The following is a 25,886-nucleotide window of genomic DNA, read 5'->3' on the forward strand; positions in this document are numbered from 1 at the left end:
AGAATCCGGCCGTGATGTAGCGCGCCTTGTGAACTGGCCGTTTTCGCTTAACCGCAACAACGCAGGCGGGGCTAAGCTATACGCGCATTGCAGCCAGTGATACTAAAAACCCCAGCGCCGACACGGTCGCTGGAGTGATATCGTGCTGCGGTCTTAGCAGGTGACCCAGAAAATTTCTGCCGGCGCATTTTCCGCGGAAAGCGTGACGGCGTCGGATTCAGCTGGAATCCACACAGCATTGCCTTGCGGAACCATGACGTCACCAATCTGCGCGCGCCCACGGGTACATAGTGCGATGACGGGACCGGTGACATCTGCAGTACAGTCGTGACCTGGCTCGATATTAAGGCGGCGCACGGTGAAATCGTCAACCGGAACCTCGTAGCCGTTCGGCCCTTCGGGCACGCGGGGATCGCTCAACGACTGGAATTTCAGGACCCGAACAAGCTCTCCAACATCCACGTATTTAGAAGTCAGGCCGCCGCGTAGCACGTTGTCGGAGTTAGCCATCACCTCAACGCCCAGACCACTGACGTAAGCATGCAGATTGCCGGCGTCCAAGAACAGCGCCTCACCTGGCTGGAGAGTCACAAGGTTAAGCAATAGGGAACCCAGCACGCCTACGTCGCCGGGATAGCGTTCATTCAATGCGGCAGCGTTGTTTAAGACGTCACCGATCCAGTCACCTCGCTGGCCCAGAGCGCTCGCGCTTTCCATGATTGCGGAAATGAGCTCTTCGCGGGCCGAACGTGGCAATGAAATCCAGGTGGTAAAAAGCGCACGCAACCCCGCTTCCTCATCCCCAGTCGCATCCACCATAGCGACATAACGGCTGGCCAATGGGCAATCCAACGCCGTGAAGAGTTCCATCGTCTTGTCCAAGGGGCGGAATCCCACCATCGCCGTGAACTCGGTCAACGCGATGATGACTTCGGGTTTGTGGTTGCGGTCCTTGTAATTACGCTGTGGTGCGTCGACCGGTATGCCTGCGGAGTCCTCACGGTCATAACCGTCTTCTGCTTGCTGCTTTGAAGGGTGCGCCTGCAAAGAAAGCGGCTGATCAGCAGCAAGGAGTTTGACCAGGAACGGGAGGGCGGCCGGATGGTCGTCGGCAAGCGAAGTGCCAAGTGTCTGCTGTGGGTTCTGTGCGATGATCTGGTCCAGTGGGGTGCCATCGACGTACGAAGGGGCGCCGGGGTGTGCGCCGAACCACAACTCTGCCTCGGGCCGGGTTGATGGTACGGGCTCGCCGCGGAGCCCTGCGATGAGGGTACGCGAACCCCACGGGTAAGAACGGTATGCGCCTTCGAGCTTGTACACGCTCATTGTGGTAGTCTCCGTTTCCATTCACAACAATAACCGCCACCTGTACCCCACAGCGGCGGTTACGGCGGCCGGCTATCCATCATGGACTCTTTCCGGCTGCCTGATTCGTACAAAAGTACCATTACGGGGCTTGGCTAAACAACCAGATGAGTCACCAGACCAAGCCCCGCCTCGGAAAATCTGCGGTCTTTAGCCGCGAATAATCCCCAAGACTTCCTCGGTGAGAGCGGTAATCTCCTGCTCCGTTGGAGCTTCTGCGTTCAAGCGCAGTAGTGGCTCCGTGTTGGAAGCGCGCACGTTGAACCAGGCCGGAGTGTCCTTGAGCTGGATGGTCACGCCGTCGAGAGTATCTACGCTTTCCGCGCGCTCAGCGAACGCGTCAATAACGGCCTCGGTGGTGGCTTCCTGGTCATCGACCGTGGAATTAATTTCCCCGGATGGAACGTAGCGGTTGTACTGATCCATGAGTTCCGACAGAGTGCCTTCGTAGCTACCTAGGGCTGCAAGCACATGCATAGCGGCCAGAATTCCGGAGTCCGCGTTCCAGAATTCGGTGAAGTAGTAGTGGGCGGAGTGCTCGCCACCGAAGACGGCTTGCTTCTCCGCCATCGTCGCCTTGATGAAGGAGTGGCCGACTCGGGTCCGTACTGGCACGCCACCGTTCTCTTCCACGACCTCAGGCACGCTCTTCGAGGTGATCAGGTTGTGAATAATCGTGGCCCCTGGGTACTTCTTCAGGTAACGCTCTGCAACAAGCGCGCAGATTGACGACGGCGTGACGGGCTCACCGTTTTCATCGACGACGAAGCAGCGGTCGGCGTCACCGTCGAAGGCGAGCCCAATGTCTGCACCGGTCTCACGCACGAAAGCTTGCAGGTCAACCAGGTTCTTGGGGTCGAGCGGATTGGCCTCGTGGTTCGGGAAGGTGCCGTCGAGCTCAAAGTAGAGGGGCTTGATGTCCAGCGGCAGGCCCTTGAACACCTCAGGCACGGTGTGGCCGCCCATGCCGTTGGCTGCGTCAACTGCGACGACAAGCGGGCGAATCTCGCTCAAGTCCACGAGCTCACGCAAGTATTCCCCATAGGCGTCGAGCATCTCGCGCTCGGAAATCTCACCGGATGGGCCGTCGTAGGCAGGAACGCCTTCGACGAGCGCGTCGGTGATGTCCTGGAGGCCGGATTCTTGCCCAACAGGGCGCGCACCCGCGCGGCACAGTTTAATGCCGTTGTATTCGGCTGGGTTGTGGCTGGCGGTAAACATGGCACCGGCGCAGTCCAAGGTTCCGGATGCGAAGTAGAGCTCATCGGTGGATGCAAGGCCGATCTTGACCACGTTAAGGCCCTGGGCTGCTACGCCCTCAGCGAAGGCGTCGGAGAGCTCCGGGGAGGAGGGGCGCATATCGTGGCCGATAGCGACGGTGGTTTCACCTTCACCGCGCATGAGCTGACCGAAGGCTTCACCGACCTCGCGGACGAACTCTGCGTCAATATCCTTGCCTACGACACCACGGACGTCGTAGGCCTTAATTACTCCCGCAAGCTGGTTGCGATCGCGCATGAAATCGGTCCTCCTTGGACAGCACTGATTTTTACTTCCCCCAAGTCTAACGTGCTTGACTGCAGGTCTGCGCCGCAGTGGGAGGACCAACAGGGTTTAGGGAGCATTTCCCCAGGATTTCCGCAGAGCCGGGGTTAGTCCCCCGCGTCTTCTTCGACGATGTCGGGCACCACGTGCAGGTGTGCGCGGCGGGCGCTACGCGCTTGTGCGACACGCTTCGAACGATGCACAGGGTGCCGGGAGCTGTCTGGGCGCAAGGCGGAATCATCTTGATTGTTGGGGTCAGCCGATTCCACAAGACCTGATGGCATGCGTCCGGCTTCCCGTACGGCTTCGGCAAGGGCTGTTAGTTCTTCATCGTCGTCGATATCGATGTTGCTTACACGCAGCATTTCCCACCCGAGTGGCGCAGTGATGCGCTCAGCGTGCTCTTGGCACAGGTCCCAACTGTGCGGTTCCGCGTTCGGTGCTAGGGGTCCCACGATGGCGGTGGATTCTGCATACGTGTAGGTCAATGTTGCGACCGCGGGGCGACCGCAACCTGGACGAGAACAACGACGAAACTGACTCACATCTTCAGAGTGTAGACTCGGACGCCCTTTTTGCCCACTTCTGCCCCATCCGTTTCAGGACGCTTCTCGACGTTCCCTCCGGCCACACACCACATTGTGACAGTTGACGTGCACGTTCTCCGCGTTGCTCCCCCATGCGCCCCGGCGTGCGGTTTAGAATGCCTGGCATGTATGTCCGCCCTTTTCATGACCGGCACGGCCGTGGTCTACGTGGCCCGCTGACTCCGACGGCGGTTCCTTCCTATAGAACGCGCGCTGAGCATTTTGATCGCGCGGTGCTGCACGCCTACGCCCCTTTGGTGGCCCGCTTCCCGGAGCAGTTAGCACACGTGGATTTGGCGGTAGACACGATTCCGCGTATGAATTTGCGCGCCGATATGCCGTTATTTTCCGACGAGATTGTTGCCGACGGCCCTGTTCCGCTCGGCCGCATTTTGCCGGCGGGCGTAGATAGTCAGGGACGCCCTACCCGCACACGGTTCGTAGTGTTCCGCATGCCGATTGAACAGCGTTGTGAAACTGCATGGGAACGCAAGGACCTACTCTCCCTTGTGGTGACGGCCCTCGTAGCGAGTTACCTGAATGTGGACCCGCGCACCATTAAGCCGGACTTCGAGCTATAGATGCACAAACCCGCTGAAACACGGCAAGCGTTTCAGCGGGTAATAGCAGGCCTCTAAGCCATATCCCTCTTCAGGCGGCGGCGTTCGCGGTCCGAAAGACCACCCCAAATACCAAAGCGCTCATCATGCTCGAGGGCAAACTCCAGACACTCATCACGGACAGGGCACGCCTTGCAGATACGCTTAGCCTCCCGGGTCGAACCACCCTTCTCAGGGAAGAATGCTTCTGGGTCAGTCTGCGCGCAGAGCGCTTGATCCTGCCACTCCTGCTCAACGGCAGTAAAAAGATCATCCAGGGTGAGCTTGTTCGACGCCCCACCACGGAGGGCGGCGTTGCCAACACTATCTTCCACGCCGACTCCCTTCCGTTGTCCTGGTACACACACCACTGTAGCGAAAGCCAACACTATATGTAGGGGTGGCGATTGGTGTGCGCAGTTGATTACACCCCTGTGATTCAACACGGGTTTTTCGGTCACGTCAACTACGTGAGACTTTCACCGCGAAAAATCATTCCAAACCTGCGTAAACGCCGTGAAAGTTTCAGACCAAGTTTCACACCAGTCACATCCGTCACAAACCACACAAATAGGGGGCATTTTTCGGGGGTACTACATGTAGTGTTGCGACCTAATCAAAGCCCCATGACGCATGCACGCGACCACACACTTTGGGTGGCACCACGCCGATAGACGCCGATGGAGGCAGCACACCTAGTGTTTCACGCCCCTACCGGCTGTAGCGTCAGGATTTTATGCGTCCGTCGAGAAGCGAATCCCTGTGTCCGGAATATGGACGCCCGGCCAGACTCGCATACCGCCCTGCAACTCGCAGCGCGCACCGATAACTGCGCCTTCGCCGATCACGCAATTCTCGAGACGACTGTTCGCACCGATCGTCACGCCGGCAGCGATGATGGAACCACGAATAATCGCGCCAGGTTCTACGGTCACACCTTCGAAGAGGACGGAATCGTCGATCCGGCAGCCGGCGCCCACTTCGACGCCGCGTCCGATCGTCGTCCCGCCAAGCAGGAGCGCCCCACCAGCAATGCCTGCGGATTCGTCGACGAACGCCTCCCCCGTACGCCCTTCCAACAGTGGCGAGGGGGCAATGCCGCGCACCAAATCCGAAGACCCCTGCACGAAATCTTCGGGGCGGCCCATGTCGCGCCAGTACGCCTGATCCACGTGACCGTAAACCTTGCGGCCACTTTCCAGCAGCTGCGGGAAGGTATCGCGCTCTACGGACACCGCGCGTCCTGCGGGGATATCGGCGATAATCTCGCGGCGGAAGACGTAGCAGCCGGCGTTGATTTGGTCAGTTGGTGGGTCTTGGGTCTTTTCGAGGAACTCCAGAACACGGCCGTCCGCGTCGGTAGGCACGCACCCGAAAGCACGTGGGTCCGAAACGCGCACTAGGTGCATGGTCACGTCCGCGCCGGTTGTGGCGTGCGTATCCAAGATTGCATGCAGGTCCGTGCCGCCGAGGACATCCCCGTTGAACACCATGACGGTGTCGTGACGCAAGTGGTCGTACACGTTACGGATCGCGCCACCCGTCCCCAGGGCGGTCTCCTCAACGACGTATTCGATCTCGAGCCCCATGTCGGAGCCGTCGCCGAAGTATTCCTCAAACACCTCTGCTTTGAAAGAGGTACCCAACACAACGTGGGTGATGCCCGCCGCTTTGATGCGCGCAAGCAGGTGTTGCAGGAAAGGGAACCCGGCTGTCGGCAGCATCGGCTTTGGTGTGTTCACGGTCAGGGGCCGCAGGCGCGTGCCCTTGCCACCGACCAGAATCACAGCATCTGTTGCCGCTGGATTTACCATTACTTACTCCCACTACATAGGCGTTTTCCATCGCGCCCCAATCCGGGACGAATTCACGATGATGCTACCGGCTGGCACTTAGGCGCTGGGACTGCCACGCTTATCGACGCCCTCCCGGTTCGTTTTCGTCTACACGATTAATGGGCGTTGCGCTGGATGAGCGCACTCCGCACCTTCAACCCCACTTTGAGGACCCAACGCACCGGTGCCTGCCACCATGCCGGTAGGCGATCTGCCAGGAATCGGTACGCACTGTCGTGGTGTGCCGGAACCGTAATGGCAGTGTGTGTGCTGGCCACGTGGCCGCGCGCATGCTCAATAACCGCGTCTGGGCACCAGACACTCGACCACCCTGCCCTGCCCAGCCGGTCACACAGGTCAACGTCCTCGAGGTACATAAAGTACCGTTCGTCGAAGCCTCCGACCTCCTCGAAAGCATCCCAGCGAACAAGCATGCACGACCCAGACAGCCAGCCGGCTTCGCGCTCGGAATCCATGCGTTCCCCATCCTTGTACGCACGTGTCCACGGGTTATTCGGCCACACTGAACTGAGGAGCGCGTGCCCGATACCGTTACGCAGCGTCGGGATTGCGCGCGCTGAAGGGTAGATGGAACCGTCGATATCAATAATCTTTGGGCCCACCACACCGGCGCGCGGGTGCGCCTCCGCGCAGCGGATCATGGCATCAATAGCGCCCTCGTGAAAAACCACGTCAGGGTTGACCAGGAGGAGGTAGTCGGAGGCGACCTCGCCGCGAAGTTGGGCAGCACCTTCGTTCATTGCGGCGCCGTAGCCGATGTTCCCGCCCGTCGGGAAGAAGGTGACCCAATCAGGATGCTTGCGTGCTTGTTCTTCCGGGGAGCCGTCGGTAGAACCGTTATCCGCCAGGATGAGCTGCACGTCCCGATCCGTGGCCGTGGGCAGGGAATCCACCAGTTTGCCTAGGTGCTCGCCGGGGGAGAAAGTCACCGTCACCACGCCCAAGGTTGGGGCGGAGGATTCTGTTGCTTTCTTTGGGGCGTGGCTACTCATAGTTGTCAGAGTCTACCGGCTACCGCGCGGGCAATACCGTCACGCCACTGAGGTAGTGCGTAATCGCTGTGCAACACGGACCATGCCGGGCGCTGCGCAGGCGTGGGATATTCGGCGGTGGTGATGCGTTCTACACGGTTGGGGTCGTAGCCTGCTTCTTCGAAGACTGCGCGGGCGACGTCCGCCCACGAGGCCCGCCCCGCGCCGGTGGCGTGGAAGATTCCAGGACGCAGGGCGCGGGCTTCGTGCCAGATAGCGCCTGCTAGATCGCCGACGAAGGTGGGGCTGCCGATTTGATCGTCGACCACGCGGACAGGGGCCTCCCCCGCCGCCAACCGCAGCATCGTTGACACAAAATCCTTGTGCTCCGGAAGCAGGTTGCCTGAATAAACCCACGCCGTACGGATCACGGTGCCACCGCCGGCAAGGACGGGGATCTCCCCTTCTAGCTTCGTCTGGCCGTACACGCTCACCGGGCGCGGTGGGTCGCATGGACGCAACGGCTCACGCGCCGGTGCCTGGCCAAACACGTAATCGGTTGACACATGGATAAGGTGCGCTTTCTCCCGCTCCGCGCGCCTGGCCAGCGCTGCCGGGCCGGCGGCGTTGACTTCCCAGGCGGCGTCCGGGTGGGACTCGGCGGCGTCGACAAGCGTGTATGCAGCAGCGTTGATGATGATGTCCACGCCGTCGAGCAGCGGGCTGGTCTCCGCGGCTGCAAGCGGCAGGTCCTCCCTGGTTGCGAACACCGCCGGCAACGCATCGGGGTGCATTGCCAAAGCCTGACCTAGCTGGCCGGCAGCGCCAGTGACAACAATCCGCTTCTTTTCCATCACGTACAGTAGATTAACTTAAGTAAATGCAACGGCCGTCGAAGACAGGTGCACTCGGAAAGTGAAAGAGAACAGGTCTGCGCGAACTGTGCGCGAATTCCAACCCGCCCCCGATATGCCCACGCGTATCGAACAAGCAGGCTCTGGCATCAGCAAAACTCTCATCGCGGTCATGTCTGTCCTCGTCCTGGTCGTGGGTGGGCTCGGCTACTTCTCTGTGGGGCGGCTGGGTAACGAGGTGGCGTCGGCAAGCAACTTGAGCTTGGGCGGTGGCCAAGGCGTCAAGGACGCCAAAGACGGTGCGACGGACATCCTGCTCGTCGGTTCGGACTCACGCAGGGACGCCCAAGGCAACCCCTTAAGTGAACAGGAACTCGCCGCCCTAAACGCCGGTGTCGAAGACGGCGAATACAACACCGACACCATCATGGTTATCCGCGTGCCCAACGACGGATCCTCTGCCACCGCCGTGTCCATCCCCCGTGACACCTACGTCAACGAGGGCGACTTCGGCAACATGAAGATCAACGGCGTCTTCTCCACCCACATGAACAATGAGCGCGAAGAGCTCATGAATGCCGGCGTCACCGACGAGGACACGCTGGTCCGACGTTCTACCGAAGCCGGCCGTAAAGGCCTCATCGACGCAGTCTCGCGGCTGACCGGAGTCGAGGTCGACCACTACGCCGAAATTGGGCTTGTCGGTTTTGTGTTGCTTACCGACGCCCTCGGTGGCGTAGACGTCTGCCTGAACAATGACGTGTACGACGAGTTCTCCGGCGCAAACTTCCACGCCGGCGTACAAACCCTCAACGGGCACGAAGCACTAGCCTTCGTCCGCCAACGTCACGGCCTCCCCCGCGGGGACCTCGACCGCGTTGTCCGCCAGCAAGCATTCATGGCTTCCATGGTCAACAAGGTCCTGTCCGCCGGCACCCTGACCAGCCCCTCCAAACTTTCCGACCTTTCGACTGCAGCGGAACGCTCCGTCATCATCGACGAAGGCTGGGACATCGTCTCCTTTGCCACCCAACTCGCAGGCCTTGCCGGCGGCAACGTCACCTTCTCCACCATCCCCGTCACCTCCGTCGACGGCGTCGGCGACTACGGCGAATCCATCGTCACCGTCGACGTCGACCAAGTACACGCGTTCATGGACGACCTCCTCGGCGAAGAAGAATCCGCTGAAGAAACCCCCACCCAGGAAGCACCAGCTGGTGGCGTCGCGGTCACCGACAAGGAAATCCACGTCCTCAACGCAGGCGGCCCGCAAGGCCTGGCAGCCGGCGTGGGATCCTACCTGGCGAATGCCGGAAACACTGTCGTGGAAACAGCAAACGCGATGCCTGGGCTGTACAGCGCCTCGCAGGTGCTGGCGCCGTCGGAAAGCGACCCGGATGCGCTCGCCCTTGCTGAAGCCCTCGGCGGCCTGCCCGTCGTTGCCAATGCTTCCTTGGATGCGAACACGCTGATTGTGGTCACCGCCAACGACTACACCGGCCCACGCGACGAGAACGCCGAAGACATCCAACCCGACCCCGAAGATGCCGTCGGCCAGCCCGGTGCAGACTTCGGCGCCGCAGAAGTCGCCCCCACCATCGACGCCGGCGGCAACGGCCCACGCTGCGTCAACTAGCCCGGCCGGGGCTGGGGCCGCCGGACGTAAGCTGTGAGTTTCCTTGGCACGTTCGGGGTGCCAAAAACATTTTATTCGCGGAAAAGTTAGGATTTTGGCACCCCGGATGCGCCCAGCTTATTCACAGCTAGGCTCTGCGCTCCGGAAAACCCCCTATTATGGGCGGGCATGGAACTCTTGGCGCACATTCTCAACGACGACCCCGCCGCCCCGCGCGTAACCGTGTACAACGAGACCACCGGGGCCCGCCTCGACTTCTCCGGCCACACCCTGGACAACTGGGCGGCCAAAGTGGCGAACATGCTCTACGAAGAATTCGACCTCGAACCCGGCAGTCGCATCACGATCGACCTCCCCGTCGGCTGGCAAGCCATCGCCATCGCATTAGGCGCCGTGGCCGCCGGCATAGAATTCGGGTTCGGCGAACCAGCCTCTGATTCCGAGGTCCACTTCACCAACCCAGACCGCGCCGCCGAGCTCGGCCTCGACCCCGCCACCATCGACGTAGTGCTTGTCACCGACGATCCCTTCGGCCGTGGCGTCGAAGAAACCGGCGGAACTGTTCCTGCCGGAATGATCGACTTCGGCCCCACAGTCCGCTTCTTCGGCGACCAATTCTTCTCCCCCACCCCAGCACTCGCGGACCACCCCAGCCAGTGGGAACCCGGTGCCCGCGTCCTGTCCACCGGGTGGACAGATACCGACAGCTTCGACCACGTAGTTCTGCAACCCCTAGCAAGCGGCGGATCGGTGGTCATCGTCTCTGGCTTAACGACGCCCGAACGCCTCGCCCATATCGCCAAGACGGAGAAAATCACCGATCAGGTGTAGTGGACTAGGCGCCATTTCAACCGCCGCCAGGCCACGCGCAGCGCCGAGTGCGGCAATGCACCCATTTCACGCACGTAGTTTTTCACGCGCACTTCAGCTGGGGTGCGCGCCCCCGTTACCTTCGCGCGAACTCCGAGGTGCCAGGCCCACATGCGTGTGCGCCACACGTGGAAGTCACTGGTGCCAATCCACCACCGCGTGGCCTCGGGGAGGAGTGCGCTGGCTCGTTCAATATTTTCGTTGGTCGACGTTGCCGTAGGTTCCACCACCACGCGTGATTTCGGGATACCGTGTGCTACCAGCCACTGCGCCATCGCTTCTGCTTCGCCGGCCCCGGAGACAACGATGGGTAGGTAGCGGTGCTGGTCAGCGATACGTAGTGCGCACTCCAGGCGGGACTCCAGCAGGGTGCTGACCCCGTGGTCGTGGACTTTGCAGCCCAGCACCAAGAGGGCGCGCACTTATTCGCCTAACAGGCGAGTCTTCAAGGCTAAGTCTTTGCGCACGACCTCGTCGGCCATGTTTTCTTGATATTCCACCATCTTCTGGCGAATCTCGGGGTCACCGGCACCGATGATGCGGGCAGCGAGCAGACCGGCGTTTTTCGCCCCACCGATAGACACGGTTGCCACCGGCACACCACCGGGCATCTGGACGATAGACAGCAGGGAATCCAAACCGTCCAGGGTTTCCAAAGCGCGCGGAATGCCAATCACTGGAAGTGGCGTGGCCGCCGCGACCATACCGGGCAAGTGCGCTGCCCCGCCGGCGCACGCGATGATGACCTGCAAGCCACGCTCATGTGCGGTTTTGGCGTACGACAGCATGCGTTCTGGGGTGCGGTGAGCGCTCATCACACCCACTTCGAAGCGGATACCAAATTCGGCCAGGGCCTGGGCTGCGGGTTCGACGGTAGGCCAGTCGGAATCTGAGCCCATGATGAGCCCAACCTGAGGTGCTGTAGACACGGGTGAGTACCCCTTTCTGGAGTGTTAGTTGGCGGGGCCGTGGGTAAGAATCCGGGCAGCATGCGCCGCGCGTTCGCGGACGGCGTCTGCGGGTTCATCAAGCGCGCCCACAATGTTCACGTGCCCCAATTTACGGCCGGCGCGGTAGTCCTTGCCATAGAGGTGGACTTTAGCGTCGGGGTGTTCTTCCATGACTGTGCGCACGCGCTCCGACAATGTCACACCAGCAGGCTGTTCGGCGCCCAGAGTGTTGTGCATGACGGTCGTTGCACCTGGTCGCAGCATTTCAGTTGAGCCCAAAGGTAGGTCGCACACGGCGCGCAGGTGCTGTTCGAACTGGCTGGTTTCGGAACCGTCCTGGGTCCAGTGGCCGGTGTTGTGTGGGCGCATTGCGAGTTCGTTGATAAGCACGGAGCCGTCGGCAAGCTCAAAGACCTCCACTGCGAGCACACCAGTGACCCCGAGGAGTTCGGCGATGCGGGTACCCATTTCTTCGAGTTCGGCGCTGCGTTCTGCGCTCATGCCCGGCGCGGGTGCTATCGCCTCGACGCAGATTCCGTTCTTCTGCACGGACTGCGCGACTGGCCAGGCGCGGACCTCCCCGCTGCGACGACGTGCTACCAGGATGGACAGTTCGCGTTCGAAGGGGACCTTTGCTTCGCCGAGCATGGTGTGGCCGTCGGCGGTCGCGCTCGCGACCAGTTCGGTGGCTTCCGCGACGGTTTCCGGGAACCAGACGCCGTGGCCGTCGTAGCCTCCGGTTGCAGTCTTCAGGCACACAGCCCCACCGGTGCGTTCCCAGAACTTCTCGACGTCATCTGCAGTCTCCAGGACCGCGAAGTCAGGAACAGGAAACCCGAGCTCGGCCATCTTTGTACGCTGGGTTGCCTTGTTTTGCGCATACTGCAGGGCTTCGGGGCGCGGTTCTACCTGAATCCCACGTTCCACGAGGCGGCGGGAAAATTCTGCGGGCACGTGCTCGTGGTCGAAGGTGACTACGTCCGCGTCTTGGCAGGCACGGTCCACGTCTTCCCACACGGTGTAATCACCGGGATAGACGGTGGTAAAAACCTGGGCTGCGGAGGCGTCTTTGGCACCGGCGAGCAGGTGCAATTCCATGCCGAGTTCGACGGCAGGGGTTTGCAGCATGCGGGCCAGTTGGCCATCACCAAGCACAGAGACAACGGGATAGGTTCGGGCTGAATTCTGTTGACCGCTCACGCTACGCACTATAGCGGGTGGCACGCGCCACGAAGGGTTTTCACCCTATGGCCACCCCCATACCGCTAGGCGTAATAGCCGTCGTAGGAACGTGGCGGAACAGCATCAACACACCGCTGCGTCTCCTCTACAATCCGCTTTGACCGGGGCACCCCGGCAAAGACGAGCGGGCGTGGCCGGCCCCACGCGTGGACTACAATCTGCCCCCGCTTTCCACGTCCTACCTGCGTGATATCGGCCAAGGGGAGCTCGGAGGCATGGGCGCTGATCTTGTCTTGGCGGACGACGAGCCTACGGTTGGTCACCATGAAGCGTTTGCGGCGCGCACGCCAGGTCGGCAGGACGAGACGCCACAGCAGGAGCAGCAACCAGAAGATGAGCAGCCCGCTGCGTACGGGCATGGGGTCGAGCACGCCCCAGTCGTATAAGAGACCGGTATCAACCGCCCCAATCGCAATCCACACCACGCCGGTAATAGCAATCGCCTCGAGGACATGGAAGGTCAGCGACCCCAAGGAAGAGGTCATGTCCACGTACACGCGTTCGCCGCGGGTGGGATACAGTGCCGCTTTCTTCGCCATAGAGTTTTAGTTGCCTTCGTAGCTGCCGTCGGCGCCGCGGACGTGGTGCACGTCGCCGGCTGCGATGTGGTGGGTAGTATCCGCTGCCGCGACGACGAGGTTGCCGGAATCATCGACGCCGGTGGCCTTTCCGGAGATTGCCCCTGAAGGGGTGTCCACGGATACCTCTTTGCCGATGGTCAGACAGCGGGAGCGGTAGGCGTCGAGAAGCTCGGGCAGTGCGCTTTCCCACTGGTGGAGGCGGCGCGCTAGGGCGTCGAGAAGCTGGGTGGCGTAGGTTTCCTTATCTACCTCGATGCCCTCGAGCGCGAGCGAGGTAGCGTGCGGGACAGGCAGCTGGTCTTCGGTGAGGCTGATGTTGGTGCCGATACCGATGGCAATGTAGGCGCCCTCGGAGGAGGTTTCGGCCTCGCACAGGATGCCGCAGACTTTTTTGCCGTTGAGGAGGAGGTCGTTGGGCCACTTCAGTTGAGATCCGGGAATGACGTCCGTGAGCGCGAGGCCAACTGCCAGCGGGATGGCCCAAATTGTGTCGGTCCGCTCGGTGGGCACCCGCCAGCCTGCAGAAAGGGACAGCGAGGAGCCGGCCGGTGCGACCCATTGGCGCGCCATTCGCCCACGCCCTGCATTCTGGTGGTCCGCGATAATCACAGCAGCGTGCGGGTGCGCGGCATCGGCAAGGATGTCAGCGTTGGTGGATCCGGTGGCGTCGACATGGGTGACGTTCCAGATTCCGTGGGTGAAATTCGTGGCCATGAGTATTCCTCCAAGAAACGGGCAGGCTATGCGGGAAGAGCTATGCGCGGGCGGCGCCATGCACTCGTGCATGCCTTCGTAACAGTGGTGCCATAGTAACAGCACCCCCGGACATCACGGGCCCTTTACGGCACCGTAACTTACGCAACCGTAGGCATATTTTGGCGAAATTGGAAAAGTTTCAGAACCAACGGCGCAGCTCAGAGCACATTTACCGGAGGAGCAATGAGTTTTGTCGTGGAAATCAAAATTAAAAAGGGCTACTATAACCTTCCATGACAGACCCAGCACGCCCAGCACGCCCGGATACCCCAGCACCGGCAACCACTGCGGAGAAACTGCGCGACCTACAGCGTCGCCGCGAAGAGGCCGCAGCGCCCATGGGCCAAGCGCGCCTGGACCGCCTGCGCGAGACCGGTCGCCTTTCCGTGCGCGACCGCCTTGACTACCTCCTCGACGAGGGCAGCTTCGTCGAGATCGACCAGTTGGCCCGCCACCGCACCACGGCCTTCGGCATGGAGGCCAAACGTCCCGTCACTGATGGCGTGGTCATCGGCTGGGGCACGATCGACGGCCGCGAAGTCTGCATTTTCTCCCAGGACGGCACCGTCTTCGGTGGCGCACTGGGGGAGGTCTACGGCGAAAAAATGATCAAGATCATGGAGCTAGCCATCGCCACCGGCCGGCCCCTCATCGGGCTGTACGAAGGCGCCGGCGCCCGCATTCAAGATGGCGCGGTTTCCCTAGACTGGATTGCCCAGACCTTCTACCAGAATGTCCGCGCCTCCGGCGTGATTCCGCAGATCTCCGTGATCATGGGCGCGTGCGCCGGCGGTAACGCATACTCCCCTGCCCTGACTGATTTCGTGGTCATGGTGGACAAGACGTCAAAGATGTTCGTCACCGGCCCGGACGTGATTAAGACCGTCACCGGCGAGGAAATCACGCAGGAAGAACTCGGTGGTGCGACCACGCACATGGCTACCGCAGGTAATTCTCATTTCACAGCGGCTAGCGATGAAGAAGCACTGGACTGGGTCGCCGACCTGATTAGCTATCTGCCGTCGAACAACCGCTCGCTGCCACCGCTGGAGCAGGCCACAATCGACGAAGGTTCCATCGCCGAGAACATCACTGACGACGACCTCCGCCTGGACACCATCATCCCCGACTCGGCCACCGTCCCCTACGATGTGCGCGAAGTCATCGAGGTGCTTTCCGACGACGGCGAATACCTGGAAATCCAGGAAAATCGTGCAGAAAACGTAGTCATCGCGTTCGGGCGCATCGAAGGCCAGGTCGTGGGCTTCGTCGCCAACCAGCCTCTCCAATTCGCCGGCTGCCTCGACATCGACTCGTCCGAAAAAGCCGCGCGCTTTATTCGCACGTGCGATGCCTTCAATATTCCCATCGTCCTCCTCGTAGACGTTCCAGGCTTCCTGCCAGGCGCGAACCAGGAACACGGCGGCATTTTGCGTCGCGGCGCGAAACTGCTCTACGCCTACGGCGAGGCCACCGTCCCGAAGATTACGGTGACCATGCGCAAGGCATACGGTGGCGCATACTGCGTCATGGGTTCTAAGGGCTTGGGCGCGGACCTCAACTTGGCGTGGCCTACCGCCCAGATTGCGGTCATGGGCGCTGCCGGCGCGGTCGGCTTCATCTACCGCAAGGAATTGGCTGCTGCCGCTGAGGCCGGCGACGACACCGCAGCCTTGGCTGCCGCATTGGAAAAGGAATACGAGGACTACATCCTTAACCCCTACCTCGCAGCCGAGCGCGGCCTCATCGACGCCGTCATCGCCCCCTCTGAAACCCGTGGCGAATTAGCCCGAGCCCTACGCCTTCTCCACGATAAAAACGAAACCCGTCCCGCCCGCAAGCACGGCAACATGCCGCTATAGCCACGAAGGATAAACAGATGTCTCCAATTTTTAGTATCACTAAAGGTTCCCTGGACGCTACTGAGTTGGCAGCGTTAACCGCCCTTGTGGCGGCTACCAGCCAGATCCCCGCCCAAGAGTCGGCAGCACCCGCCACGCCGTTGTGCGGCGGATGGGGCCGACCTGAAGAAAAGTTCTCCGGTTTCTCTGCACGCACCCTGCCTGGATTGAACTGGGCATAAGAAACCAGGTACCAGCAGGGCGTTAAGCAGGACTGAACCTAATATATTTTGCCACCAATACTACGTTCAGGGACCAGGATTGCTACTTTTTTAAAAAAGCCGCAATCCTGGTCCCTGAACTTTCACTGAGTGGTGTATGGCCCGACGTATGTAACGGTCGCGTAAGTTGAGGGGATACTATGGGGTGAAACATCGCCCTATAGAAAACGTGTACTTACTTTAGAATCGGTGACTATGTCTGACCTTTCCACGACTGCTGGCAAATTAGATGACCTCGCGCTCCGCCTGGAGCAGGCCCAGAAACCTGTGGGCCAAGAAGTTATCGACGCAACCCATGAGGCCGGGCGCCTGACAGCCCGCGAGCGGGTGTTAGCCACCGTGGATGAGGGATCTTTCGTCGAGGTTGATGCACTGGCGAAGCACCGCGTGGAACGCTTCGGAATGGATGCGAACACTCCTCTCACAGACGGCGTTGTTGCTGGTTACGCCACCGTTGAGGGGCGCAAGGTATGCATTTTCGCCCAGGATTCCACAATCTTTGATGGCCAGATGGGCGAGGTCTACGGCGAGAAGATCGTGAAGGTTTTCCAGCTCGCTGCCAAAACTGGTGTGCCACTGATCGGTTTTTACGAAGGCACCGGCGCCCGCCCCGCGGAAGGGGTGGCTGCGCTGCACTTCTACTCCACGATTATGAAGGAATCCGCCCAGGCTTCTGGCGTTGTTCCCCAGGTCGCCGTGGTTACTGGCGCTGCCGTGGGCGCGCACGCCATTCTTCCGTCACTGGCGGATATCCTCATCATGGTTAAAGGCGAAGCGCACCTCAACGTCACCCCTGCAGAGACGATTGCAACCGTCAGTGGCGAAGACGTAGCAGGCCACGACTTCGATGCTTTGACGCATACGCGCGCCAGTGGCGTTGCCCATGCTGCCGTGGAATCCGATAAGGAGGCCGCTGAGCTTGTGCGAAACGTCGTGAGTTTCCTTCCTTCCAACAACCGCGCCGAGGCCCCGCGCACTGCTACTGCCCTGGTCACCGAGCCAGATGCGGCGAGCTTGGATGCGATTATCCCGGATTCGGCACGCCAGACTTATGAGATGACGGATGTTATCTCACGCGTCGTCGACGGTGGTCAGCTCCTCCAGCTGCAGGAACACTATGCGGCCAACGTGATTACCGGTTTCGCCCGCATTGAGGGCCGTTCGGTGGGCGTCGTGGCGAACCAGCCATCCGTGCTTGCTGGCTGCCTCGACGTGCCGGGAACGCGAAAGGCGGCCCGTTTTATCCGTATGTGTGACACCTTGAATATCCCAATTGTCACCTTCGTGGACGCGCCTGGCTTCCTCCCGAACCCGTCTGAGGAGTATGGCGGCGTATCGCGGACCGCTGCCCAGTTGGCGTACGCGTACGCGGAAGCGTCTGTGGGCCTGATTACCGTGATTACACGCAAGGCGATGGGCGCAGCGTACACCGTCTTCGGCGCGAAAGGCTTGGGAGCGGACCTGGTTTTCGCATGGCCTACCGCTGAGATCGCAGCCACTGACGCCGCCACCGCCGTCCCTGTGCTCTACCAGCAGGAAATTGCGAAGGCACAGCGCCGCGGGAAGGATGTGGAGCCGCTCGTCGCGGACTTCGCGGAAGCATATGAAGAAGAGTTCCTCACCCCGTACATGGCCGCTGAGCGTGGCATCGTCGACGCCGTCATCCCACCGGCGCAGACCCGTGCTCAGGTTGTGGAAGGTTTGCGTTTGCTGGACCGTAAGGTAATTTATGGTCCTGCAAAGAAGCACGGCAACATTCAACTCTAAAGAATCTAGGACAACGCATTGGATAATCCATCACCACTTTTTACTGTGGTTCGCGGCAGCCTGGATGAAACAGAGGCGGCTGCGCTCCACAAGGTTTTGCACGATAAGATTGCGCAGGCTCAGGCGGAGGTGAATGCGCGCCGCGACCGGTGGGCTGCACCTGAGAATCGCTTCAATCACCTGCCGGAACCGTTCAATCCCACGGCGCACAATACGCCCCTGTACTAGCCCTATCTAGCCCCTATACTGGGGCGCATGCGTATTATTTTGGCTTCCCAGTCCCCTTCGCGGCTGGGAATTTTGCGTTCCGCTGGCGTGGAGCCGGACGTCCGCCCCACCAGTATCGATGAGCCCGCGATTTTAGCACGCGCCGTCGAGGCCGGTGCCGATTATTCCGCCCAGGTCCTCACGTTGGCGCAGGCGAAGGCTCGTGCCGTGGGTGCGCAGCCGGGGGCTGTGACTATTGGCTGCGATTCCATGTTGCTTCTCGACGGCACCCTGCAAGGCAAACCGCATACCGTCGAAGCAACCGTGGATCGGTGGCGGACGCAGGCTGGAAAATCCGCGCAGCTGCTCACTGGCCACTGCGTAATCGATTCCGACGGTTCGGAATTTAGTAAGACAGTCTCCACGACCGTGCATTTCGCGGAAGCCACCGAGGAAGATATTCGCGCGTACGCGGAGTCTGGCGAGCCCCTCGAATGCGCGGGTGCTTTCACGCTGGAGGCCCTCGGCGGGTGGTTTATCGACCGGATTGAGGGCGATCCTTCCAGCGTCATTGGCCTTTCTTTGCCGTTGGTGCGCAGGGCGCTTTATTCGTTTGGGTATTCCGCCCACGAGTTTTGGGCCCCTACCTCTGGCACTGGTTCTAGGGCCTGATTGTCGCGGACTGCGGCAAGGATGGGGGCGATGTGTTTCCGTAGTTCCGGGATAAGGCTCATGGCGTAGGGCCGGGAAATGTGGTTGCCGTCACGGTACACGTAGATGTTTCCAATCGCGGCTGGGCAGAATGTTGCGCCGCAGAACCAGTCTGATGTGTCGATGGTGTGCATGGCGCGGTACTGGCTTTCGTATTTTTTCGCCGGGTCTGGTCGGCTGTCAGGGCCGTAGAAGAGGGCTCGGTCAACACCACAGTCAAGGACGCCGTCGGTGCCTTCGTTTTCGGCGTGGCATTGGGATACTAGTTTGCCGGAGCCGTCGGCGTTGGTGAACCAGGGGTTGTCTCGGAGGCCGATGAAGGTGATGCCGGAGGCGTCGAGAAGCGACCAGAGTGTGGGATAGGATTCGGGGACCGAGTCCATGTACTGCCCTTTTTCCAAAAGCGGCCGGGTGGATGTGGAGATCACGATGTCCGGTTGCATGTCCATGACGGCGTCCAAGGCCACCTGGTTGAACATGTGGCAGTCGTCGGCCCAGATGCCGTCGATGTCTTGCGCGAAGGCCGGGCAACTTTGGCGCGCAATGGGGATGAGCTGGAATCCTTCTTCACGACCAAGTTGGTCGAGTGGATCCATCCATTGCTCAGCGTGCGAGCCTCCGAGCAGGACCACGGTCAGGTCACCGTCGGGGTCACCGTAGCGGCAGTCCCGGTCGGGGTGCAGGTCCTGGGGTAGCACGTTGGCCGGGTCTGCGAAAGTGGAGAAGCAGCCATCGTCCCAGGCGAGCGAGTAACTGTCGGCGAGCAGGTAGGGGTCGGGGCGGTTGGGCATTTTCGGGAACGTAGGCGTTCTCGGTGAGCGCGCGGGCGCCCGGGTAGAACGTGGGGTCGAAGTCATTGTCGCTGAGTGCTTGAACTCGTTGCATGTGCGCGTGCGGTGCGACGAGTACGAGGGCACACAGACCTACCACGACAACCCCCGCACCAGCGCGTGCTTGCGCAGGGGCAGATATTTTGAGCTGTGCCCAGGCTGTGGCGAAACGGTTTTCTTCACCGTTCGGGCGGCGGGCTTTCTGCTGCAGCGGCCGTTCCACTAAGCGGTGCGTCAGGTCCGCCAACACCAGCGACGCCCCCACAACCACGCACCCGAGGAGGATGCTCGGGGATTCGTTCCCGCTTATCGACGTCCCCACGATGAGCAGCGGCCAGTGCCACATATACAGCGGGTACGCGATCTGGCCCAACCAGCGTGGGAAGCGGGACGCGAGGGCCCTGGCCACCGGTCCCCCGCCCACGATGAGCAGCGCTGTGCCGATGACCGGGTAGAGGGTCGCGGGGCCGGGAAAGACGCTAGCGCCGTCGAGAAGCACCCCAGTGCTTAAGACCATGAACAGACCTACGCCTGCCGCCCACGCCTGGATGCTCTGGGTGAGGCGCTCGCGCCATGCCGGGGCATAAAGCGCAAGGCAGGCGCCGCCGGTGAGTTCCCACATGCGGGAGAATGTGGAGTAGTAGTTCAATGCCTGGGCAGCATGGTGAAGGTACCACGCGTATGCGAACGATGCCGCCGTGACTACAACGAGGACCGGCCCGGCGACGCGGGCCCCCACCCCGCGCCGCCGCAGCAGCACCAGGACCGATGCCACGAGAATTATCACCACGTAGAACTGCCCCTGGACGGACATGGACCAGATGTGTTGCAGGGGGCTTGCAGTCGCGGAGGCGGCCCCATATTCCTGGCCTTGGCCTGCAAGCTCCCAGTTCTGGTAATACAGCAGGCTAGCCGTCAGCTGGCGGTAGTAGTTGGAGTCCCCCAGGCTCGGAGCCCAGGTGCGTACTGCAAGGGTCGTTGCGCCGAGTACGAGCACGAGCGTGGGAACAAGGCGCCGCAGTGTGCGCCACACTGGCCACCACGGGTTTGCGGAAGCGTCGGGACGTGCTGCGTACCGCAGCTGCGAGCCGGCAAAGAAGTAGCCGGACAGCACCAAGAAGACGTCTACCCCGCCGGACACCTTGCCGACGAACACGTGGAATAGGACGACGAAAGCAATGGCGATGCCCCGCAAACCGTCGAGGTCATACCTATATTGTGTTGCCACGTGAATCCCCTAGCTGTGCCCTTCCTATGAGGTGTCACACTCTATCAAGGATGGCAGACAGAAAAGAAACAGCGGTTCTGCACGGGCGGCTGCTTCTGGTCTAGGTTGGGGGCATGGAAATTAACGATCTCTTAGCCCCCGATCCGATCATGTTGCCCGTCGACCCTGCCGCAGGCGATGACCCCACTTTGGATAGCACTGCGCTACGCCACCCCGATAGCCCCCTGGTCTGGGCGACGAAAGCGGAGGCCGCCCTCGCATCAGCCGAGACGGATGCGGAAAAGCTAGAGGCCTACGCCTACGCACGCACCGGCTACCACCGCAGTTTGGATCGTCTGCGCGCGAACGGGTGGAAGGGTTGGGGCCCGGTGCCTGCTTCGCATGAGCCGAACATGGGCGTCTTGCGCGCAATCGCCGCCCTTGCCCGCGCGGCGCGCCTGATCGGCGAAGATGATGAATATGACCGGTGCCGCGGGATGCTTTCCGACGCCGACCCGCACTCCGTAACTGCTCTGCTAGATAATTAGCGCAGCTTGTTCTGCTCCACGAGTTCGGAAGTGTTTTGCGCGGTACGGACCATGGAGACAAAGAACTCTAGGGTCACGCGTGCGCCGATGACCGCGAGGAAGAACAAAATACCGCCCACGACAACTGCCATGAACAGGGCAGCGAGTCCCTCTGCGAAGCCGTTGGTAAATGCAGCTAGCGAGAAGAGGATGCTCAGACCCCACGTGATGCCGTAGATGCCGACGAAGATGATGTAGATGACCTTGACGAAGTCGATGGTCACGAATCGGCGGAACGAGAAATCGAACAGCGCGCTAAACAGGCCCTTGCCCTCACCCGCGATGTTTGTGGCAGCTGGCGCTGGGGTGTACTCCGGCCCAGGTGTAGGGTTAGACGGATTCTGCTCCGGCCCAGTACCCCACGGGTTGTTGTTGAGGTTGTCGCCAGGATTAAACGAATTGGTCATAGGAGAAATCCTTCCTGTGTAAAAAAGTAATAGACCACGGTTCACCTTAACGGAACCGTGGTCTATGCGCGGTAAAAAGACGGTTATTTTATGCGTGCTTTGCTTCGACGCGCTTGATCGCCTCGGAAGCGACGAGCTCCTGGATACCCATGTCGAGCTCGGAGGTGAAACCAACGCAGGAGCAGTTAATTTCGCCGAGGACGTAGGTGTCTTCACCATTCTCACCGTCGGCGAGCATGAAGTCTGCGGTCCAGATCAGTGGGATGTTGTCGCCACCGAGCTTCTCGGCGATGATGGGGCGAGCTTCGTGGAACATATCGATGAGTTCCTGCCACTGCTCTGGCTTGTCGTAGGTGTACTTCGCGCCGGAGAACAGGGTTGCGGAGAAGTTGTCGCCACCTTCCGCGGGCTTCTTGTGCACCACGAAGACTGGGTGCGGGCCGACGAGCAGGATGCGGATTTCGCCTTCGACGATGCGTGGCATGAAGCGCATGTCGACGAGCATGCCGTTATCGCCGATGATGTACTGGTCACAGAAGTCCATGAACTCGCCGAGCTCGCGGTCTTCGGTGTGGTTGTCTACTGCCTCGGTGCACTTGAGCTTGGTGTCCAGTGGCAGTGCGGTGCCTGGTTCGACAGATGCAGCCAGCTCTGGGTCGGCGAGGCGGACGCGCCAGATGCCTTCACCTGTAGAGCCGCGATTCTGCTTGAGTACGCGCTCACCGTAGGACAGCGACTTCGGGAAGGTCTCGTGGAAGTCCTTGACCTCGTAGTATGCGGCGGTGTCAGCGGGTACCAGGGAGGTGTCGTTGAGTTTGACCAGCGCATCTTTGGCGCCGTATGCCATCATCTCTGCGGGGGTGGACATGCCTACCAGGCCGGCGTCGGCAAGCTTGGTCAGGAGTTCGAAGTAGCCCTTTTCGCCGCCGGGGATGTTGCCTGGGTTGACGCGAGAGATGTAGGCGTCGAAGTTTTCAGAGACGTACTCGAACAGCTTCTCGGACCACTCGGGGCGGTAGTAGACGACTTCTGCGTCCCAGCCCTCTGCTTTGATGGCGTTCACGATCGGCATGGTGTCCTTGCGGTGGCCGTCGATGAACTTGTCGGAGCCGCCCTCAACCTCGAATACGACGATGGCTTTTTTCATAGGATCCCCTTACATAGGTAGGTGAAACATGTCGGATGTGACTGTAAATAACGCCGGATTCTGCGGGTAAGCAGACGTTAAGCGCCTACACATAACTTTAATAAAAGAGTGTGGTTTTCTCCTCTCCGAGGGGGCGAACATGATGAACGCCACACTGGAGGAGGTTGGCTTAACCTATTACAGAATGGTCACTATTGTGGTCATTAGCGTTTATATACCTATTAACCCCTTAGTCGCGGATATAGAAAGGCCACCCATGCCCATCGAATTCGATCCCTCTCCCCGGTTCTCCGAGTACGCACACCCCGAGCGAGTGGTGTCTGCGGCGTGGCTGTCTGCCCACTTGGGCATGCCGGGCCTGAAGGTGGTGGAGTCCGATGAGGATTCCTTGCTCTACGACATTGGCCATATCCCCGGTGCGGTTCGCATTGATTGGCAGCGTGATCTCAATGATCCGATCACACGCGACTTCATCGACGGTGAGCGTTTTGCCAAGCTCATGAGCGAAAAGGGCATCGCCCGCGACGACACGATCGTGGTGTATGGCGACCACAACAATTGGTGGGCCACCTACACGATGTGGGTCCTGACCATGTTCGGCCACGAGGACGTCCGCCTCCTCGATGGCGGCCGCGATGGCTGGATGGGCGAAGAACGCGACACGTCCTTTGCCGTGCCTGCGTATCCGGAAACGGATTACCCCGTCGTCAAGCGCAATGATGAGCTGCTGCGTGCTTTCGTCGAGGAAGTCGTAGAAGAAGCAGCCGCGAAGTCTTCGACGCTTATCGACGCCCGCCCCTCCATCTCCTACACGGCGGAAGAGCGCACCTCGGGCACATTTGCACGCAAGACCGGCAACCGCGAGGGACACATCCCGGGCGCGATTAACATTTCACACAACAAGGCCATTTACCCGAACAATACGTTCCGTGGCCGCAAGGAACTTGACGAGATTGCGGCAGATGTACCTACCGACAAGCCTATTATCGTGTACTGCCACTTAGGCGACCGCGCCTCGCACATGTGGTTCGTCCTGACGTACCTTTTGGGCTACGACAACGTGCGTGTCTACGACGGCTCCTGGGCCGAGTGGGGTTCGCGCGTGCGCATGCCAATTGCTGTTGGCCCCACGCCTGAGGGTGATAACCAGCCGGAACTCTAACCCTCACAGACTTCCGGGCGACGCAATTTGTAACACAAAAGCATCTGGTTGCCGATACCGGAAGTATGTGTGTGTAGTATGTACACAGAAACTAAGCTACGCTTGCGTAGCTTAAGGCTTATAGAGCAGGAGAAAGGTCGCCGACGTGGCAGTAGAAGCTAAAAAGATCACCAAGGTACTCATTGCCAACCGTGGTGAGATTGCAGTGCGAGTAATCCGCGCCGCACAGGACGCGGGCATTACATCCGTTGCCGTCTATGCAGAACCTGACGCAGACGCCCCCTTCGTCCGCCTTGCCGACGAGGCTTTCGCTCTCGGCGGCGCAACCGCCGCGGACAGCTACCTCAACATCGAGAAGATTATTAATGCCTGCCAGTCCTCAGGAGCTGACGCCGTCCACCCCGGTTACGGCTTCCTCTCCGAGAATGCGGACTTTGCGCAGGCTGTTATCGACGCCGGCCTGACCTGGATTGGCCCTTCCCCCGAATCCATCGCGGCCCTGGGCGATAAGGTCACGGCTCGCCACATCGCCGAGCGTGCCAACGCCCCCATGGTCCCCGGCACCAAAGACCCCGTAGCAAACGCCGCCGAAGCCAAGGCTTTCGCCGAGGAACACGGGCTCCCTATCGCGATTAAGGCCGCATTTGGTGGCGGCGGCCGTGGCATGAAGGTGGCCTACGACCTCGACGAAGTTGAGGAACTCTTCGAATCCGCTACGCGCGAGGCCGTCGCAGCCTTTGGCCGTGGCGAGTGCTTCGTCGAGCGTTATCTGGATAAAGCCCGCCACGTCGAGGCCCAGGTCCTCGCCGATCAGCATGGCAACGTGATTGTTGCCGGCACGCGTGACTGCTCCTTGCAGCGCCGATTCCAGAAACTGGTGGAAGAAGCACCAGCCCCCTACCTGTCTGACGAGCAGCGTGCCACCATCCACGATTCCGCGAAGCGCATCTGCAAAGAGGCTGGTTATTACGGCGCCGGCACGGTCGAGTACTTGGTGGGCGCGGACGGTTTGATCTCCTTCCTTGAGGTCAATACGCGCCTCCAGGTGGAGCACCCGGTTACGGAAATCACCACCGGCATCGACTTGGTGCGTGAGCAGTTCCGTATCGCAGAGGGCCAGGTGCTGCGCCATACGGAGGATCCACAGCCACACGGCCACGCTTTTGAGTTCCGTATTAATGGCGAGGATGCGGGTTCAAACTTTATGCCGTCGCCAGGCACCATCAATGTGTACAAGGAACCGGCAGGTCCTGGTGTGCGCGTGGATTCCGGCGTGACCGAGGGCTCCGTTGTGGGTGGCCAATTCGACTCCATGCTGGCCAAGCTCATTGTTCACGGCGAAGACCGCACTGAGGCGCTACAACGTGCACGCCGCGCCTTGTCTGAATTCACTGTCGAGGGCATGCCTACCGTACTCCCCTTCCACCGCCACATCGTGGAGAACCCCGCATTCATTGGCGATGACGAGGGCTTCGAGGTATACACGAAGTGGATTGAGGAAGTGTGGGATAACCCAATCCCCGCATACGACGGCGATGCCGAGGTTGCTGAGCAGGAAGCACAGTCCCACCGCGTGGTCGTGGAAGTCAATGGTCGCCGCGTAGAGATTGCGCTGCCCCAGAATCTTTCCTTCGGCGCGATTGGCGGTGCCGTCGCAGGTGCCCGCAAGAAGAGCCGCAAGCGCCGTTCCGGTGGCGGTGCAGCAGCAGTATCGGGCGACGCTGTCGTCGCGCCGATGCAAGGCACCGTTATCAAGGTGAACGTTTCCGAAGGTGACGAGGTCTCTGAGGGCGATGTCATCATGATCCTTGAGGCTATGAAGATGGAAAACCCGGTGAAGGCACACAAGTCTGGTGTGATCGAAGGTTTGGCTGTCGAGGCTGGCGCTGGCGTGACTAAGGGTCAGCAGTTGGCTGAGATTAAGTAA

The 25,886-nt window shown here is 60.6% G+C and carries 27 protein-coding genes; 11 read left to right on the forward strand and 16 right to left on the reverse strand.

Annotation, left to right across the window (positions count from 1 at the left end; genetic code table 11):
• Positions 1-153 precede the first annotated feature (153 nt).
• From manA to ATK06_RS00740, 3 genes are all read right to left on the reverse strand, one after another.
• Positions 154-1,326: a mannose-6-phosphate isomerase, class I gene (gene manA / locus ATK06_RS00730; RefSeq protein WP_197712608.1), complete on the reverse strand. Its 1,173-nt coding sequence runs from the start codon at positions 1,324-1,326 to the stop codon at positions 154-156.
• Positions 1,327-1,515: 189 nt separating this feature from the next.
• On the reverse strand, positions 1,516-2,883 hold the full coding sequence (locus tag ATK06_RS00735) for a phosphomannomutase/phosphoglucomutase (RefSeq protein WP_098388677.1): 1,368 nt from the start codon (positions 2,881-2,883) through the stop codon (positions 1,516-1,518).
• A gap of 134 nt (positions 2,884-3,017) precedes the next feature.
• Positions 3,018-3,455 carry a DUF3499 domain-containing protein gene (locus ATK06_RS00740; RefSeq protein WP_048381430.1) on the reverse strand — a complete coding sequence of 146 codons (438 nt, stop codon included), beginning with the start codon at positions 3,453-3,455 and terminating at the stop codon, positions 3,018-3,020.
• Between the two features lie 167 nt (positions 3,456-3,622).
• Here ATK06_RS00740 and ATK06_RS00745 point away from each other — a divergent pair, with 167 nt between their 5' ends.
• Positions 3,623-4,078 carry a metallopeptidase family protein gene (locus tag ATK06_RS00745; RefSeq protein WP_048381432.1) on the forward strand — a complete coding sequence of 152 codons (456 nt, stop codon included), beginning with the start codon at positions 3,623-3,625 and terminating at the stop codon, positions 4,076-4,078.
• 53 nt (positions 4,079-4,131) lie between these two features.
• On the opposite strand, the gene ATK06_RS00750 is transcribed toward ATK06_RS00745, so the two are convergent.
• The 4 genes from ATK06_RS00750 to rfbD form a co-directional block, all read right to left on the reverse strand.
• Positions 4,132-4,374, reverse strand: a complete 243-nt coding sequence (locus ATK06_RS00750; protein WP_169916298.1) for a WhiB family transcriptional regulator — start codon at positions 4,372-4,374, stop codon at positions 4,132-4,134.
• 456 nt (positions 4,375-4,830) lie between these two features.
• Positions 4,831-5,910, reverse strand: a complete 1,080-nt coding sequence (manB, locus tag ATK06_RS00755; protein ID WP_048381434.1) for a mannose-1-phosphate guanylyltransferase — start codon at positions 5,908-5,910, stop codon at positions 4,831-4,833.
• A gap of 137 nt (positions 5,911-6,047) precedes the next feature.
• Entirely contained in the window at positions 6,048-6,944 is an 897-nt protein-coding gene (locus tag ATK06_RS00760) for a glycosyltransferase family 2 protein (RefSeq protein WP_098388679.1), read from the reverse strand.
• A 5-nt stretch (positions 6,945-6,949) separates the two neighbouring features.
• Positions 6,950-7,777, reverse strand: a complete 828-nt coding sequence (gene rfbD / locus ATK06_RS00765; RefSeq protein WP_048381436.1) for a dTDP-4-dehydrorhamnose reductase — start codon at positions 7,775-7,777, stop codon at positions 6,950-6,952.
• Between the two features lie 115 nt (positions 7,778-7,892).
• Here rfbD and ATK06_RS00770 point away from each other — a divergent pair, with 115 nt between their 5' ends.
• Together ATK06_RS00770 and ATK06_RS00775 are read left to right on the forward strand one after the other, a co-directional pair.
• Positions 7,893-9,413: an LCP family protein gene (locus tag ATK06_RS00770; RefSeq protein ID WP_048381934.1), complete on the forward strand. Its 1,521-nt coding sequence runs from the start codon at positions 7,893-7,895 to the stop codon at positions 9,411-9,413.
• A gap of 168 nt (positions 9,414-9,581) precedes the next feature.
• Positions 9,582-10,244 (forward strand): TIGR03089 family protein, encoded by a 663-nt coding sequence (locus ATK06_RS00775; protein ID WP_098388680.1) that lies wholly within the window; start codon positions 9,582-9,584, stop codon positions 10,242-10,244.
• Here the strand turns inward: ATK06_RS00775 and ATK06_RS00780 are convergent.
• The 5 genes from ATK06_RS00780 to ATK06_RS00800 all read right to left on the reverse strand — a co-directional run bounded on the left by ATK06_RS00780 (position 10,235) and on the right by ATK06_RS00800 (position 13,770).
• Complete coding sequence (locus tag ATK06_RS00780; protein ID WP_048381442.1) at positions 10,235-10,705, reverse strand: YdcF family protein; 471 nt, start codon at positions 10,703-10,705, stop codon at positions 10,235-10,237. The genes ATK06_RS00775 and ATK06_RS00780 overlap by 10 nt on opposite strands.
• Positions 10,706-11,212 carry a 5-(carboxyamino)imidazole ribonucleotide mutase gene (gene purE, locus ATK06_RS00785; protein ID WP_258863129.1) on the reverse strand — a complete coding sequence of 169 codons (507 nt, stop codon included), beginning with the start codon at positions 11,210-11,212 and terminating at the stop codon, positions 10,706-10,708.
• A gap of 24 nt (positions 11,213-11,236) precedes the next feature.
• The gene (locus ATK06_RS00790; RefSeq protein WP_231913475.1) at positions 11,237-12,433 is read right to left on the reverse strand and encodes a 5-(carboxyamino)imidazole ribonucleotide synthase; all 1,197 of its coding nucleotides are present in this window, start codon (positions 12,431-12,433) and stop codon (positions 11,237-11,239) included.
• Positions 12,434-12,498: 65 nt separating this feature from the next.
• A complete protein-coding gene (locus tag ATK06_RS00795; RefSeq protein ID WP_048381444.1) occupies positions 12,499-13,014 on the reverse strand; it encodes a hypothetical protein in 516 nt (171 codons plus the stop codon).
• 6 nt (positions 13,015-13,020) lie between these two features.
• Positions 13,021-13,770, reverse strand: a complete 750-nt coding sequence (locus tag ATK06_RS00800) for a biotin--[acetyl-CoA-carboxylase] ligase (protein ID WP_053072887.1) — start codon at positions 13,768-13,770, stop codon at positions 13,021-13,023.
• Between the two features lie 275 nt (positions 13,771-14,045).
• Between ATK06_RS00800 and ATK06_RS00805 the strand changes: the two genes are divergently transcribed.
• The 5 genes from ATK06_RS00805 to ATK06_RS00825 all read left to right on the forward strand — a co-directional run bounded on the left by ATK06_RS00805 (position 14,046) and on the right by ATK06_RS00825 (position 18,580).
• A complete protein-coding gene (locus ATK06_RS00805) occupies positions 14,046-15,674 on the forward strand; it encodes an acyl-CoA carboxylase subunit beta (protein WP_098388681.1) in 1,629 nt (542 codons plus the stop codon).
• A 17-nt stretch (positions 15,675-15,691) separates the two neighbouring features.
• On the forward strand, positions 15,692-15,895 hold the full coding sequence (locus ATK06_RS00810) for an acyl-CoA carboxylase epsilon subunit (protein WP_048381446.1): 204 nt from the start codon (positions 15,692-15,694) through the stop codon (positions 15,893-15,895).
• A gap of 234 nt (positions 15,896-16,129) precedes the next feature.
• Positions 16,130-17,701, forward strand: coding sequence for an acyl-CoA carboxylase subunit beta (locus ATK06_RS00815; RefSeq protein WP_048381448.1), 1,572 nt, complete (start codon positions 16,130-16,132; stop codon positions 17,699-17,701).
• An 18-nt stretch (positions 17,702-17,719) separates the two neighbouring features.
• Entirely contained in the window at positions 17,720-17,929 is a 210-nt protein-coding gene (locus tag ATK06_RS00820; protein ID WP_083986177.1) for an acyl-CoA carboxylase subunit epsilon, read from the forward strand.
• 27 nt (positions 17,930-17,956) lie between these two features.
• The gene (locus ATK06_RS00825; protein ID WP_048381452.1) at positions 17,957-18,580 is read left to right on the forward strand and encodes a Maf family protein; all 624 of its coding nucleotides are present in this window, start codon (positions 17,957-17,959) and stop codon (positions 18,578-18,580) included.
• On the opposite strand, the gene ATK06_RS11355 is transcribed toward ATK06_RS00825, so the two are convergent.
• Both ATK06_RS11355 and ATK06_RS11360 read right to left on the reverse strand, forming a co-directional pair.
• The gene (locus tag ATK06_RS11355) at positions 18,514-19,317 is read right to left on the reverse strand and encodes an SGNH hydrolase domain-containing protein (RefSeq protein ID WP_231913474.1); all 804 of its coding nucleotides are present in this window, start codon (positions 19,315-19,317) and stop codon (positions 18,514-18,516) included. The two genes, ATK06_RS00825 and ATK06_RS11355, sit on opposite strands and share 67 nt — an antisense overlap.
• Entirely contained in the window at positions 19,271-20,677 is a 1,407-nt protein-coding gene (locus tag ATK06_RS11360; RefSeq protein WP_231913473.1) for an acyltransferase family protein, read from the reverse strand. Before ATK06_RS11360 ends, ATK06_RS11355 begins: the two co-directional genes overlap by 47 nt.
• Before the next feature lie 113 nt (positions 20,678-20,790).
• Here ATK06_RS11360 and ATK06_RS00835 point away from each other — a divergent pair, with 113 nt between their 5' ends.
• The gene (locus tag ATK06_RS00835) at positions 20,791-21,204 is read left to right on the forward strand and encodes a DUF3151 domain-containing protein (protein ID WP_048381454.1); all 414 of its coding nucleotides are present in this window, start codon (positions 20,791-20,793) and stop codon (positions 21,202-21,204) included.
• Here ATK06_RS00835 and ATK06_RS00840 read toward each other — a convergent pair.
• The gene (locus ATK06_RS00840) at positions 21,201-21,650 is read right to left on the reverse strand and encodes a DUF4282 domain-containing protein (protein WP_053072888.1); all 450 of its coding nucleotides are present in this window, start codon (positions 21,648-21,650) and stop codon (positions 21,201-21,203) included. The two genes, ATK06_RS00835 and ATK06_RS00840, sit on opposite strands and share 4 nt — an antisense overlap.
• An 88-nt stretch (positions 21,651-21,738) precedes the next feature.
• On the reverse strand, positions 21,739-22,797 hold the full coding sequence (locus ATK06_RS00845; RefSeq protein WP_048381456.1) for a Cj0069 family protein: 1,059 nt from the start codon (positions 22,795-22,797) through the stop codon (positions 21,739-21,741).
• 256 nt (positions 22,798-23,053) lie between these two features.
• Here ATK06_RS00845 and ATK06_RS00850 point away from each other — a divergent pair, with 256 nt between their 5' ends.
• Together ATK06_RS00850 and ATK06_RS00855 are read left to right on the forward strand one after the other, a co-directional pair.
• Positions 23,054-23,959, forward strand: a complete 906-nt coding sequence (locus tag ATK06_RS00850) for a sulfurtransferase (RefSeq protein WP_048381459.1) — start codon at positions 23,054-23,056, stop codon at positions 23,957-23,959.
• A gap of 145 nt (positions 23,960-24,104) precedes the next feature.
• Complete coding sequence (locus ATK06_RS00855) at positions 24,105-25,886, forward strand: acetyl/propionyl/methylcrotonyl-CoA carboxylase subunit alpha (RefSeq protein WP_048381461.1); 1,782 nt, start codon at positions 24,105-24,107, stop codon at positions 25,884-25,886.

The organism is Corynebacterium renale (assembly GCF_002563965.1).
Classification (GTDB): Bacteria; Actinomycetota; Actinomycetes; order Mycobacteriales; family Mycobacteriaceae; genus Corynebacterium; species Corynebacterium renale.